The sequence below is a fragment of the Deltaproteobacteria bacterium genome (genome assembly GCA_016210005.1).
In the GTDB taxonomy this organism is placed as follows: Bacteria; Desulfobacterota; Binatia; order HRBIN30; family JACQVA1; genus JACQVA1.
In genome coordinates this window covers 1-14,203 of the sequence record JACQVA010000053.1, presented here as the reverse complement: position 1 = coordinate 14,203, position 14,203 = coordinate 1, and the positions used below count along the sequence as shown (strand labels likewise).

Here is a 14,203-nt window from a genome sequence, read left to right as displayed (position 1 = left end):
TGACATGCAGGCCCCACCGGCTCGATCTGCTGGCGTGCTGCGAACACTGACTCGGGACGGCCGGCTGCTCTTCGCTACCCGTATCGCCCGCCTGTTTGCTTACGGCTTCTTGTCAGTGGTGTTGGCGCTCTACCTGGCTCAGCTCGGCCTCAACGAGGTGCGGATCGGGTTGCTGCTCAGCCTGACGCTGATCGGCGATACCGCCATCTCGCTGTGGATCACCACCAACGCCGACCGGGTGGGGCGGCGCCGGATGCTGCTGGCGGGCTCGGTTTTGATGGTCTTCGCCGGCGTGGTCTTCGCACTTACGGGCAACTTCCTCCTGCTGTTAGCTGCCGCCACCATAGGTGTCATCAGTCCGGGCGGCAACGAAGTCGGTCCGTTCTTGCCGATTGAGCAGGCCGCCCTGTCGCAGACGATCTCCGCCCAACGGCGCACGCAGACCTTTGCCTGGTACAACCTGGTCGGATCGTTTGCCACGGCGTTAGGCGCGCTGGCCGGCGGCGGGTTGGCGCAGGTGCTGCAAAGTGCGGGAATGCCGGCGCTGGCGAGCTATCGCGTGGTGGTTGTCGGCTACGCTGCCATGGGCTTGATTCTGGCCGGCTTGTTCACCCGCCTCTCGCCCGCGGCCGAAGCCCCGGCCAGCGCCGCGGCTGCAACCGCCCGCTTGTCGCTCGGTTTGCATCGCTCCCGCGGCGTGGTCTTCCGCCTGGCCGCGCTCTTTTCGCTCGACGCCTTTGCCGGCGGTTTCGTGATTCAGAGCCTGGTGGCGTACTGGTTCAATCTTCGCTTCGGGGTGGAGCCGGCGATGTTGGGCGGCATCTTCTTCGGCGCGAACCTTCTCGCCGGCCTGTCCGCCTTGAGCGCCGCCTGGGTGGCCCAACGCATCGGCCTCGTCAACACCATGGTGTTCACCCACCTGCCCTCGAACATCTTGCTGATGCTGGTGCCGCTGATGCCCAACTTGGAACTCGCCATCGGCGTCCTGCTGCTGCGTTTCAGCATCTCACAGATGGACGTGCCGACGCGCCAATCTTACACGATGGCGGTGGTCGAGCCCGACGAACGCTCGACGGCTTCTGGTCTGACAGGCATCGCCCGCACCATCGGCGCCTCGCTGGCGCCCCTGTGCGTCGGCCCACTGCTGGCGAACCCGGCGCTGATCAGCCTGCCGTTCTTCCTGTCCGGTGGGCTGAAGATCGTCTACGACCTAGCACTGTACCGGGGCTTTCGGGCGCTCAAAGCGCCGGAGGAAACTCAGCGTGAGAAGGCGTTGGGCGTTGGGTGAGATGAAAGCTCGATAATCGTAAAGGCTCGCCGTTGGCCTTTAGCCAGAACTTCGTCAAGCCCGGCGCCGGCCGCGAGCAGGAGGCCGCGCGGGCCGTGGTGGGCTCAGCGGTGGCAGCGGGCTGAGCCCCCACAGCGAGCGCAGCGTGGAATAGGTCAGCGCGAACCACAACCCCAGCGGCGCGACTACGAAAGCCATCAGGCCGGAGAATACCCCGAGCGTGTCCTTCAGCGCGTTGGGCCGATCCATGATCAGCGGATAGGCGAGCACCACCGCGACGTCGATGAGCAGGTAAAGAACGCCGCCGGCCGCGCCGGCAACCGCCGCCCGCTTTATGCCCAGCCCGGGTGTGGCCAGCACCAAGGCCAGGAACGGCACCAGCCCCATCGACAAAGCCGGCAACTGCAACAGCAGGTGGAGCTTGCGATCGCCGGCGCGAAAGACCGCCTCGCCGGCTTTGCCCGGCGGGTCGTACTCCAACCACCACCCGTTCACGATCGGGCTCACCACTTGCGCGGTGGCCAAAACGGCGAGGCGAAACCGGCTGGCGCAGTCGTTCGCCCACCACAGCGCCTGCAGCAGCGCAAAAGCCAGCAAGAAGATCGCGGCGAAACGCCACTTCACCGGCGCACCCACTCCACCCAGGTCATGGCGTAAAGCGTCACCAGCATGAGAAAAGCCCCCTGCCAGACGTACTCGTGAAAGTACTCGAAGGCGCGCGGCTCGAACTCAACCAAGCGCACCAGGGTGGCGATGCGGATCACGTTGATCAGTGTCAGCACCGCCACGCCGACCACAATGCCGGACACTTGCGCCGGCAAGCGGGCGGGATAGGCTGCAATGAAGCTGATCAGCACAAACAGCACGAAGACGCCGGTGCATTCGTGGTTGATGTTCAAGGTCAGCCCGCGCACGGCGATGAGGTTGTCGCTCACCATCGCGCTGCTCCCGACTAGGTGCGCCAGCCCGGCCGCGGCCGCCGCAATCGCGTTTTCGAGCCGGTGGAGATGATTCTGGAGTGCCGTCGCCGCGCTCAGGGCGCTGAAGCCGAGCAGGAAGAGGAAGAAGAGGGCGGTGAAGCGAATCATCGGCCGGCGCATGGCCTAAGCATAAAGCGCCACTGCCACCGTTGACAAGACCGGCGCCGGCGGCGGCGCCGGCGACCTTCGTGGAATTGCCCGCATTGACTGCAACCCAGCCGTCAGCCAGTGCTAGCCGCGATGGTGCGGGTCGAGCCGCCGCTGGATCGTCAGGCCGTCATCGTGCGCGGCCTGGGCGTGATCTTGCTGGCGTCGTTCCTGTTCGGCGCGATGGCGGTGTGCGTGCGCGTGGCGGCTCGCGATCTGGCCGCCTCACAGATCGCCTTTGTGCGTTTCGCCGGTTCACTGCTGGTTCTGCTGCTGCTGAGGCGCGGGCGCCGGTTGCGGCCCCAGGCGGCCGCGCTCAGCCGGGTGCTGCTGCGCGGCCTGCTCGGCGCCTCGGCGATTCTGCTGTACTATCGCGGCATCCAGGGTGCCGGTGCGGGCTTTGCCACCTTGCTCCAGTGTACCTACCCGGTATTCACAGCCCTCTTCGCCACCACCTTGCTGGGCGAGCGCTTCGCCGCAGTGCTGGGCGTGGCGCTGGCGCTCAACCTGATCGGGGTGGTGATCATCATCGGCCCGAGTGCCGAGATCAGCCCGGGAGTGCTGGCCGGCGGCCTCAGCGCCCTCGGCGCGGCGGTGCTCTCGGGCGGCGCCGTGGCCACCGCGCGCCAGCTGCGGGGCACCGAGAGTGCTTGGCTGATAACCACCTACTTCATGGCCGTAGGGGTGGCCTGCACCGCGCCGGCACTATTGCTCGATGCGCCGGCGCTTTCGCCGGGCTTGCTGCTCGCCCTGACCGGCGTCGTCATCACCTCCGTTTGTGGCCAAATACTACTGCACTACGGCCTCGGTTTTACTGCGGCGACACAAGCCAGCCTGGCCGCCACCACCAGTGTGGTCACCGCGGCGGCGCTGGAAGCGCTGTGGTTGGGCGAACATCTCAGCCGCCACACCCTATTAGGCGCCGCTTTCATGCTGGCAGCCATCGCGCTAGCCGCTGGCCGCCAGTAGCGCTGGAATCACTCGTCGGGCACCTGGAAACGCTGCTGGTAGTCGCGCAGTGCCGCGCGGCGCTCGGCGGGATCGAGCCCGAGGCTTTCGAGGCGGTAGCTGTGCGCGCCATGTTTGCCGCGCGGGTTGGCGGCGAGGTAGGCGCGCATGGCGGCTTCGGCTGAGGGCGTCAACTCGCGCTCGGCGGCGGCATAGATGCGCCGCACGATCGCCAGCGGATCGGCCATCAGCTCGCCGAACTGCACGTCGACGAACTGGCGCGCGTGGGCTGCCGGCCGCTCGCGGCTGCGCCGCAGCAGCGTCTCGACGCGGGCGGCCCAGTAGCGGGCGATGGCCGCCGGCTGCGGCCGCGCCAGGCTCATGCGGGCGCCGTAGGCGATCATGTTGCACACCGAGGCGGTCACGGTCACCGGATCGCGGTGCGTCTGCACGATGGTGGCGTCGGGGAAAGCGGAGAGCAGCGGCCCGAGCTGCCCGAGATGCTGCGGTGACTTGAGCAGCCAGCGCTCGCCCCGGCGGTACCACTGCAGCACTTGCAGCAGGGTGCGCAGGAAGCCATAACTGGCAGTGAGGTCGGCGCTGTCGTACCACTCGCGATAGCTCGGCAAGCACGCCATCGCCTCGAACATCAGCGTGGCGAAGTCGAAGGCGAGCAAGGTGAGCTCTTCCTCCGGCTCTTGCGCCTCGATTTCGTGCATCGCCCGCATCTGCGGCACACACCAGTAGAGGAAGCGCAGTCGCTGCTCGGCGCGGCGAATGCGCGGAGCGGGATCAGCCGGCCGCGTGGCGTCGCCGTCGGGCAACGGGGCGATGCCTTCCCAGAACGGCAGCGAACGCAGCCCGGCGTCGCGGGCGAGCAAGCGGTGCAACAACGTGGTGCCGGTGCGCGGCAGCCCGAGGATGACAATCGGCCTGTCGATGCGCTCGGCGCGAATTTCGGGGCGCCGCGCGAGCAAGTCCTGCACGCGCAGCCGCATTACCAGCAGGTCGAGGATTTGGCTGCGTTGAGCAACGCGGCCGAGCGGGTGCAGCCCCGCCTCGCTTTCCAGCGCTGCAACGAGGATGCGCAGCGGGGTCTCGAAGGCGTTGCCGCCGAAGTCATCGAGGCCAGCCCGGGCGCGCGCTCGCCTAAGCAGATCGTCGGCCTCGAGCCGCAGCCACGAGCGGGCGAGCGGCTGTGCCGCAAAGTTGAAGGCGCGCACAGGCCACGGCAGGCCATGGTCAGCGGGCGAAGCCGGCGGCGCGGTAAACATGCCGGCTGACTTGACCCGCGCAGGCCTCGAAGTCAACTGCGTCAAGCTAGCGGCCGCGGCCGCACCGGCGCGGCTGCGTTGCCATTGCCTGGCGTTGAGGGTAAAGCTGACGGTGCGGGCAGGCGCTGCCCGACAGCCACGAAAATGGAGGCATTTCCACTCCTCCGAATCGGTTCGGGGAGGTAAGTTATATGAAACCAACTGACGCAGACTTGCGCGCCGCCTTGCGGGGACATGGCGAGCGCGTGTCCCGCTATCGCCAAGGTCTGCTGACCGGCGATGAGTTCCGGCCGATCCGCTTGAGCTACGGCCTGTACTACCAGCTCGACCACACCAGCCACATGCAGCGCATCAAGCTGCCCGGCGGCCTACTCACCGCGGCCCAGGCCGAGTGCATCGCCGCCCTCACCGACGACTACGGCCGCGGCGTGGCCCACGTCACCACCCGGCAGGACATCCAGATTCACTGGGTCGAGCTGGCCAACATCATGGACATGTACGAGCGGCTGCACAGCGCCGGCATCACCACGCGCGGCGCCTGCTCCGATAGCGTGCGCAACATCACCGGCTGCATCCATGCCGGCACCTGGCCGAGCGAGCCGTTCGATGTCACGCCGTATTTGCTGGCGCTGCACGATTACTTCCTCTTCAACCCGCTCAATCTGACGTTGCCGCGCAAGTTCAAGATCGGCGTCTCGGGTTGCGAGTCGGACTGTGTGCAGGCGCGGGTGAATGACATCGCCTACTTCCCCCACCTGCGCGACGGCCAGCCGGGTTTCTCGATCTATGCCGGTGGCGGCCTGGCGGCGCAGCCCTACCTGGCGCAGCCGCTGTGGGACTTCGTGCCGGTGGCGGACACGTTGCTGGTGGCCGAAACCCTGGTGCGGATGCACCACCGTTACGGCGAGCGCAAGAACCGGCACAAGGCCCGGCTGAAGTACGTGGTGCGGCGGTGGGGCGTTGAGCGATTCGCCGAGGAGGCTCGCCGCGAGTACGAGCGCGTCTCCGCCCAATTGGGCGAAGCGCTGCGGGCCGAGCTGGCGGACACCGTGGCCGGTGCGCGCCAGCCCGAGCCGCTCAATGCGCCGGCGCCGCTGCCGCCGTGCGATGATCCGGAGTTAGCCCACTGGCTGCGGACCAACGCCTACGCGCAGAAGCAAGCCGGGTACTATGGAGTGATGGTGCAGCTGCCGCTGGGCGATGCCACCACGGAGCAGCTACGCGGGCTTGCCGCCCTGGCGCGTGAGCACGGCAACGGCGTGCTGCGCACCACCAACGACCAGAATTTCCTGATCCCTTGGGTGCCGGGCAACCGCATCGCGGCGGTGCACCAGGGCTTGCGGGCGCTGCGGTTGGCTGCCGCCGACGCTTTGCACATAACCGACGTGACCGCCTGTCCGGGCGCGGATTTTTGCAGTCTGGCGATGAGCCGATCGATGGGGCTGGCCAGCCAGATCCGGCGCCATCTCGAAGCCAGCAATGGTGAGGTGGAACGGCTCGGGGTCTTCCGCATCAAGATCAGCGGCTGCCCCAACTCTTGCGGCCAGCATCATATCGGCGACATCGGCCTCACCGGCATGACGCTCAAGGGCGACGAGGGCAACGACCAGCCGCATTATTCGATTCTCGTCGGTGGTAGCGTCGGCGAGGACACTGCCGCCATCGGGCAGCGCCTGACCGGGCGCTTCCCCGCCAGCGAGGCCCCCAAGGTGGTAGCGGCACTGGCGGCCTGCTACCAGCGCGAGCGCAGCCCGGGAGAGCGCTTCCCGGATTTCGTGCGGCGGGTCGGTCTGAACCGCGTCAACGACGTCGCGCGCGCCGCCGCCGCCGTGGTGCACTGAGCCGTGGATAACCAAGACCGGCCGGCCCCGCCAGCTGCGAGCGCGCCCGCGGATCAATTTTACCGCGGGCGCATCGTGCGGCTCTCTTCCGGACGCCAGTCCGGGGTTGTGCAATCGTACAGTACCGGCCGCGAGATCCCGTTCGCCTTTGCCCATGTCGTCGTGCTCGGCGACAAGCGCCGCTTCGATGATCTCCACATTGCCACGGAAGTTGCCTACGACGTCAGCTGGACCTCGAGCGGCCTGCGCATCAGCGTGATGAAGATCCTGAACTAGCTGGCCCGGGCGGTCGTTCTTCCGTTTTGACGGCAGTGCTCGGATTTGGACGATCTCCGCACTGCGGCAACTAGCCCCCGGCGCTGGCGTGCGGGCCGGCAAGTCCAGGGCTCGATCGCCGGCGGCCGGCCGCTCAACCCACGGCGGCGACCTCGACGCGGGCGTCGTTGTAACAGCCGCCGCCGGCGATGTCGGTGACGTGGTCCGGCGCCAGCGCCGCGGCGGTGGCGCCGTTGAAGGTGCTAGCACACCACAGCCCCTTGGGCAGGCTGACCACGCCGGGGCGCACCTCGTGGCTTACGATCAGCGTCACTTGCACCTCGCCGAGATCGTTGAACACTCGTACCCGATCGCCATTACCGAGGCCGCGAAGCTGGGCGTCGGCCGGATGCATGGTCAGCTTGCCGGCCGGTAGATTGAATTCACCAAACGTCGAGTTGATGGTCTTATCCGTCGCCGGACTGATGCATATCAGCGGATGGGTCGCGGGCAACGGGGCATAGGCCGGTGGGCCCAGCTCGGGCGGACACAGCTCGATCTTGCCGCTCGGCGTGGTCGGGTGGGTGGTGGCGAACTGGACCAGCTCGGTGCCCTGATTGAAGTGGAGCGCGGCGACTTTCTCGCGCCGCAGCTGCTCCGTGCTCATGCCGCCGATGCGGCTGTGATCGAAGTCCATGGCAGCTGCCAGCAGCTCGTCGGTGGTTGCCCGGCAGGCGGGTTCCTCGAAGCCCATCGCGCACGCCAAGCGCGCGAACAGCTCGGGGTTACTGAGCGACTCGCCCACCGGCGCGATGACGGGAGAGGAGTACTGCAGGTAAAAATGGCCGTAGGACTTGTGCAGCTCGCTGGTCTCGAAGACGGTGGTGGCGGGCAGCAGCACGTCGGCAAAGCGCGCGGTATCGGTCAGCACCTGTTCGTGCACCACCGTGAACAGATCTTCGCGCTGTAGGCCGCGCACGACCAGATTCTGATTCGGCGTCATCGCCACCGGGTTGGCGTTGTAGACGAACAGCGCGCGCACCGGCGGTGCCAGCGGCTCGGTCAGTACGCGGCCGAGCTGCGACATGTTGATTTCGCGCACCGGGTGAGGACGCAAATCCGCGCGGGCCAGCGCGGCGCCGTTGACGGGGTAGGGGCGGCTGAGGCTCATAGTGAGGCCACCGCCGCGCACGCCGAACTTACCGGCAACTGCCGGCAGAGCGAAGATCGCGCGCACGGCGTTGCCGGCGTTACGGGTGCGCTCGACTCCCCAACCGCAACGGATCACGGCCGGGGAGGCAGCGCTGAAGGCGTCGGCCAGGGCGGCGATATCTTGCTCCGGCACCTGGCAGATCTCCGCAGCGCGCGCCAGTGGGTACGCCGCCGCGGCGCGCGCCAACTCCTCGAAGCCGTTGACGTGCTGGTCGATGAAGGCGCGATCTACGCGGTGGCTGCGAACCAACTCGTTGATCAATGCCAGCGCCAGCACGGCATCGGTACCCGGCAGCAGCGGCAGGTGCAGGTCGGCGCGGCGCGCCGGCGGTGTACGCCGCGGATCGATCACGGCCACGAAGGCCCCGGCCCGGCGCGCGGCGTTGAGATGCGGCACGAGGTGAATGCTGGTGGCGGACGGGTTCACGCCCCATAGGATGATGCAGCGGGCCAGGCGATAGTCTTCGGGCGGTACCCCACCCATGTTGCCGTACATGGCGCGATAGACCGCGCCGGTCGGGGCCGCGCACAGTGTCTTGAGTAATTCCGAGGCCCCCAAGCGGTTGAAGAAGCGCGCGTCGGCGCCGTTGTCGCCGAAGACGCCGTTCGAGCCGCCGTAGTGGTAGGGTAGGATCGCCTCTGCGCCGTCTTCGGCGACGATGTGCTTGAAGCGCTCGGCAATCAGCGCGATCGCCTCGTCCCAGCTGATGCGGGTAAAACGGCCCTCGCCTTTGGCTCCGACGCGGCGCTGGGGATAGAGCAGCCGCAAGGGTGAGTATACCCGCTCGTGATAGCGCCGCACTTTGGCGCAAATGAAGCCGTCCGTCAGCGGATTGCGCCCGGAGCCGTCGATGGCGGTTATGCGCCCGTCCTCCAGCGTGACGGACAAGCTGCACGTGTCGGGGCAATCAAGTGGGCAGACCGAATCGGCAGTCATCTTCATCGCGGCGCACGATAACGAACTGCGTGCGATATTGGGAGAGCCCGCGTCTCCACGAACGAAGGGCCGGCGGCGCGAGCCACAACCGCGCCGGCCGGGCGAACGCGTGTGGCCGCGCGCGTTAACCCGGGCAGCTGCCGAGGGCATAATTCACGGCCTGAATCAACTCGTCGATGGTCACCTCGTTGTCGCTGTCGGTGTCGAAGCTCGGGCATACCTCCAGGTCCACGCTGCCCAAGGCGATGTTGACGCCGCGGATCAGCTCGTCGACGGTGACTTCGCTGTCACCGTCGCAGTCACCGACGCAACTGGGAATCTTCGCCGCCAGCGCCGCTTGGGTTGCCGGGTCGCTTGCCGCCGTGCTCTCGGCGAACTCAGCCGCCTGTGCCATGGTCATCTCCTCGAAGCTGCTGGCGGGGTTTGCCGCTGCCACTGCGCTGAGCACGGCTTCGATGCCGTCGTCGCTGTAGTGCTCTAGCCCCTGCTCGTCGAGAAGCCGGACAGCGGCCTCGGACACGGGATCGGTTGTGCTCTCCTCGGCCGCCGGCGCGCGCCCGCTGTGCGCCGCTGTGCCCTCTTCACGGCGGCGCGGCACCAGTGAACGAACGCGCACGTTGATGTCGCCCTCTTCGATGGAGGCGACGATCACCAGCAGCTTGCCCTCCGCGACTGCCGCCGGAACCAGAATCTCGAAGCGTCCCTCCGCGCCGGTGACGGCGCTACCGGCCGGCTCGCCGAGCGTGGCCAGGCACGTCCTCCTTGTCTGCGCGCTGCAGAAGAAGACCTCGACCGTCACGCCGGCAGCGGGCACCAGGCCGCCGCTGCCGCGGGGTCCCGGTTTGCGCACGCGCCCCTTGATCTGCGCCAGCTCGGTGGTGGGCGTCGGCGTTAGGCTCACCAGCGGTGTCGGCGTCGGCGTGTGCGATTGAGTGCCGGTGGGGCTCGGGCTCGGCGTGCCGGTCGCGGTCGCCGAGCTAGTGGCGGTGGGGGAGGGCGCGGCGCCGGCTGTCGGCGACGCAGTCACCGTCGGCGTTGGTGTTGGCGTCGTAGGCTCAGTCACTGTCGGTGATGCCGTGTCCGTGGGGGTCACGGTCGCTGTGCTGGTCGGAGTATCGGTGATAGGGAGCGTGGCGGTAGCGCTCGGGGTGAGCATTACCGTTGTCGTCGGCGATGCGGTTGGCGCTCCGGTCGCGGTCGGCGTCGCGCTCGCGGTCGTTGTAGGCGTCTCGGTTGACACCGGCGTGCTCGTCGGTGTTTCCGCCGACGGCGGTGAGGCCGTGGGCGTCTCGGTCTCCGTTGCCAGCGCCGTTGTCGTCACGCTCGGCGTCGGCGGCGCGCCGTTGCTCCACTCGATCACGTAGCCGTTCCTGAGATCGCCCGCGCCGAAGACACTCGCATCGTTCCACAACGAGTTACGTCCGGGACCCGACACGCTCCAGAAGATGAGGTAGTCCTCGCCGGCAGCCCAGTCGTTCGGCTCGCCGGGTGCCCAGTTGGTGTAACCGAACGGCTCGTCGGTCACCCAGCGGAAGCCACCGGCCGGCTCCACCGAGCCCGGCGGTTGATATCCGCCCAGCCACGGCCCGGAACTCGGACCAACTCCAGCCGACAGCCAGAGCTCCGGTGCGTCGACCAGATCGAAGACAAACTGGTTCTCCTGCGCAGAGGTGATCGTCACCAGGTGGCCGCCCTGCGCCTCCGCCGCCGTCTTGGCCGCGTCCCAGGTGATCCCGTCCGGGGCACAGACCGCCTGGTACGTGTGCCCGTTGTCGGGCCAGTTGACGGGACCGCGCTCGCACGCGGAGGTCGGCGCGCCCCACTCGATGACGTACCCTTGCGTCAGCGCGAAGTCCGAAACGTCATTCCAGTTCGGCGTGCTGGCCGCGCCCGAGCCGTAGTAGTGCAGGCGGTTCTCCGTGCCGCCGCTGTTGTTCGGCTCGCCCGAGCTCCACGCGGTGAACTCGAACAGCTCGTCCGTCACCCACCCCCATCCGCCACTTGGCTCGGGCGAACCTGACGCTTGCGCCCCACCGAGCCAGGGGCCGATCGAAGCGCCGAATTGATTCCGGTACCAGAGGTCTGGGTTGTCGGCGAGGTTGAAGACAAAGGCGTTCTCCCCGGAAGATGTGATGGTTGCCAGATAGCCGCCCTGGGCTTCCGCCGCGGCCTTCGCCGCGTCCCAAGTGAGCCGCCCGCGCACGCAGACCACTCGATACGAGTGGTTGTTCACCAGCCATGTACCCTCCGCGCCGGTGCACGGCGGCACGGCGTCGTAAATGGCCCCAATTTCCGCAGCAGACAAAGCGCGGCTGTAGAGCTGAATCTCGTCCTGCCGGCCGACGAAACCACCCGCGCAGGTTCCTGCGCTTCCGATGCGAAGGGGATCGGAGGTGGTCGGTCCGAGAACCCCGGTCCGCGACGCGACTGGCGTACCGTTCACGTAGATGACATAGGTCGTGCCGTCGAAGGTGCCGGCAACATGCGTCCACGCGTTGAGCGGCAGGGGCATGACGACGCTTGCTTGATTCGCCGGTAGCAGCGCCACGTCGTTCTGACTGCCCCACCAGAAGCCGTCGAACTGGCCACTGCCGTCGCTGTAACCGATGTGGTAGTTGACCGGGTGCGGACCGTTCGTGCAAAGATTACGTTTGCCGAAGATGTTCATCCCGGTGCCACCGGTGCGGTAAACCCACATGGCGACGGTAATGGGTGCAGTCGGCGCGAAGTTCAGGATGGGGGCGTCGGGAACCGTCACCGAGCTGCTGCCGTCGAAGCTGAACCCCTGTCCTTCGATCCCCGCGGCATACGTTGTGTTGCCTGCCAGCGCACCGTGATTGCTGCCGATGGAGTCGTTAGGGTTCCCGTCACCCTTCCAGCAGCTCACGCGGCCATTCGACGGGCCGGCGCAGGCGGATGGCGGCACTGGTGTCGGTGTTCCGGTTGGTGATTGGGTCGGCGTCTCGGTCGGTGCGCCCGTGGTCGTCTCGGTTGGAGTGGGGGACGCGGCCGTCGTGGGCGGTACGGCACCCGCCTCGTAAGCGCCGATGTCGCAGTGCGCGCCTTGCGGGCGCACGGTGAGACGCTGGTCGACACCGCTGATCGGCGCGGCAGCGCACGTCGCGTCATCGCCCGCATCGATCGCGTCGCTGGGCACTTGCAGCGGGTGATAGCGAGTCAGGGCTCCATCCTCCAGTGCGCCGAGGTTTGCATTCGCGCTGCTCTTCGATCCGTTGGCCGATCCGAAGCTGCAGGTTGTACCCGAGTCCAGATTGTTGCCGGTATTGGTGATCGTGCCGGAGCAGTTGCCGCCCGTGTTGTCGGCGACGATGGTGTTCCGCAGCGACACGGTGGCACTCTGCCGCGCGACTCCGCCGCTCAGGTAGGGCGCAGTATTGAAGGCGACGGTGGTATTGATCAAATTTGTCGCCGCGGCCGCATGAATCCCGCCGCCGGCACCACCGAGCGACGCGCCCCCGCTTCCGGTGCTGCCGGCCACATTCGAGCTGACGGTGCTGTTCGCAACCGTCGCGGTCCCGAAGGACGTCATCAGGCCGCCGCCGTTTCCCCCCGGCCCGCCGACCTGGCCGCTGCCGCCGGTGCCGGCCGTGTTGCCGGTGATCGCAATCCGAGTGGCGGTCAGCGCGCCGAGGTTGTAGATCCCGCCGCCGTGACCGCCGAGCCCGCCGACCGACGCGCTGGCCCCGCCATTGCCGGCAGTGTTGTCCCGCAGGGTGGAATCGGTGATCGTAAGCGTGGCTTGGTTGTTGACGATGCCCCCACCCGATCCTCCGGGCGGTCCCGTACCTCCACCGCTCTCACCCCCATTTCCGGCGGTGTTATTGGCCACCAGGCTGCCAAACATGGTGAACGTGCCGACATTGTAGATGCCGCCGCCGTCTCCTCCCACCCCGCCGCTTGCGCCGGTGCCGCCCCTCCCGCCGTTTCCGGCCTTGTTGCCGCTCAGCGTGCCGCTGGTGATCTCCGCCGTACCGAAGTTGATGATCGCCCCGCCCTGGCCGCCACCGCCGCCGATCGCAGTACCGATTCCGTTGCCGCCGTTGCCGGCCGTGTTGTTGCTGATCGCCGAGTTGCTGATCGACAGAACGCCGGTATCGTGGTTGTAGATAGCCCCGCCATAGCCGCCGTCAAAGCCCGCTCCGCTCGGGTTGAGACCGTCACCAGCACGGTTCCCGACCAAGGTCACGGAAGCCAGCAGCACCGTACCGAAGTTGTCGATTGCACCGCCGACGCCGCCCTGGCCGACGGTGCTGTCCGGCGCCCGGCCACCGCTCAGCATCAGGTTGGCCAGTTCCAGTCTATTCCCTGCGAACACCAGAAAAAACCGAAACTGCGGCGCCCCCGCATCGCGGGCAATAGTGGCGCCGTGCCCGTTGATCATCAGGTTGACCGGACTGGTTCCGTTTTCGATGTACGGCAGCCCCGTCGCGTTCACGAATCCAGCGCCCGTGTGAATCGCGCTGAGCGTGTAGGTGCATCCGGCAGTCAGATCGATCGGTTGGGCGCCGCCCGCCGTCACCGCGGCCTGCACCGCGTTGACGAGGTCGGTGGTCGAGCACGCAACGAGCCCGGCATCGGCCCGCCTCGCCGGCGCGCCAAGACAGACCATGACGCACAACCCCGAAGCTATTAGTGCAACACGTCGCGTGGAGCCCATTCGCCGTCCCTCCCAGGTTCGAATCGTCCACCATCGGCCGGCGCCCTGGGATTTCTCCAGGAACTGACAAGCGAGAACCAAGACCCTGCCGTGCGGCGCCGTGTAGCACAAAGGGCGACAGAAATCCCAACGGTCTGGCGTGAGCGGGCAGGGCCGGCAGTTCCACGGACAAAGTCAGTTGTTCCTGAAGAGCGATGCCCCGCGTCTGCGACGTGGGCCCTTCAAGGATGAAACTTGGCAGGAATTACCGGACATGGCTGAGGGACAGCGGGCGTGTTTCGGGTCAGTAGTAGGGCAGGCTGCGCCTGCCAACTCCGGGCGCGACAAGCGAGCGAGGGAAAGCCCGGAGCCTACGCCCGTGGTCCCCACCTGTGCTCGTGCCGGCCCGATTGTGATACCGCAGGCGCTGTGGAAATGTTGCCGCCGTATGAACCGAACGACGGGCTTGGGCGTGGTGTTGCTTGCGGGCTTCTTGTCAACGGCCTGCACGCCGCCGCCTCCACGGGTGGAGCTACCGCCGCCGCCGACCCCGGTGCTCACCTATGAGCTGACCCTGCCCGACTTGTGGCCTCTGGACACGGAGGTTGGATTGCGGTAGACGTACATGCGTGACGGCGGTGGTGGAAGCGGCGGGGTTGGTTTT

The 14,203-nt window shown here is 67.3% G+C and carries 10 protein-coding genes; 5 read left to right on the top strand and 5 right to left on the bottom strand.

Going from position 1 to position 14,203, the window contains the following annotated elements:
* The first annotated feature begins 4 nt into the window (after nt 1-4).
* Complete coding sequence (locus HY699_05900) at nt 5-1,288, top strand: MFS transporter (protein ID MBI4515333.1); 1,284 nt, start codon at nt 5-7, stop codon at nt 1,286-1,288.
* Between the two features lie 54 nt (nt 1,289-1,342).
* Here HY699_05900 and HY699_05895 read toward each other — a convergent pair whose 3' ends face one another.
* Nucleotides 1,343-1,912 (bottom strand): hypothetical protein, encoded by a 570-nt coding sequence (locus tag HY699_05895; GenBank protein ID MBI4515332.1) that lies wholly within the window; start codon nt 1,910-1,912, stop codon nt 1,343-1,345.
* Entirely contained in the window at nt 1,909-2,388 is a 480-nt protein-coding gene (locus HY699_05890; protein MBI4515331.1) for an archaeosortase/exosortase family protein, read from the bottom strand. Before HY699_05890 ends, HY699_05895 begins: the two co-directional genes overlap by 4 nt.
* A 120-nt stretch (nt 2,389-2,508) precedes the next feature.
* On the opposite strand from HY699_05890, the gene HY699_05885 reads away from it, so the two are divergent.
* Nucleotides 2,509-3,384, top strand: coding sequence for a DMT family transporter (locus HY699_05885; protein ID MBI4515330.1), 876 nt, complete (start codon nt 2,509-2,511; stop codon nt 3,382-3,384).
* Nucleotides 3,385-3,392: 8 nt separating this feature from the next.
* Here HY699_05885 and HY699_05880 read toward each other — a convergent pair whose 3' ends face one another.
* Nucleotides 3,393-4,637, bottom strand: coding sequence for a sulfotransferase (locus tag HY699_05880; protein ID MBI4515329.1), 1,245 nt, complete (start codon nt 4,635-4,637; stop codon nt 3,393-3,395).
* 191 nt (nt 4,638-4,828) lie between these two features.
* On the opposite strand from HY699_05880, the gene HY699_05875 reads away from it, so the two are divergent.
* A complete protein-coding gene (locus tag HY699_05875) occupies nt 4,829-6,478 on the top strand; it encodes a nitrite/sulfite reductase (GenBank protein ID MBI4515328.1) in 1,650 nt (549 codons plus the stop codon).
* A gap of 3 nt (nt 6,479-6,481) precedes the next feature.
* Nucleotides 6,482-6,754 carry a hypothetical protein gene (locus HY699_05870; GenBank protein MBI4515327.1) on the top strand — a complete coding sequence of 91 codons (273 nt, stop codon included), beginning with the start codon at nt 6,482-6,484 and terminating at the stop codon, nt 6,752-6,754.
* A gap of 133 nt (nt 6,755-6,887) precedes the next feature.
* Here the strand turns inward: HY699_05870 and HY699_05865 are convergent, their stop codons facing one another.
* A complete protein-coding gene (locus HY699_05865) occupies nt 6,888-8,888 on the bottom strand; it encodes a molybdopterin-dependent oxidoreductase (protein MBI4515326.1) in 2,001 nt (666 codons plus the stop codon).
* 118 nt (nt 8,889-9,006) lie between these two features.
* Entirely contained in the window at nt 9,007-13,512 is a 4,506-nt protein-coding gene (locus tag HY699_05860; GenBank protein MBI4515325.1) for a hypothetical protein, read from the bottom strand.
* A gap of 475 nt (nt 13,513-13,987) precedes the next feature.
* Between HY699_05860 and HY699_05855 the strand changes: the two genes are divergently transcribed.
* The gene (locus tag HY699_05855; GenBank protein MBI4515324.1) at nt 13,988-14,158 is read left to right on the top strand and encodes a hypothetical protein; all 171 of its coding nucleotides are present in this window, start codon (nt 13,988-13,990) and stop codon (nt 14,156-14,158) included.
* The last annotated feature ends 45 nt before the right edge of the window (nt 14,159-14,203 follow it).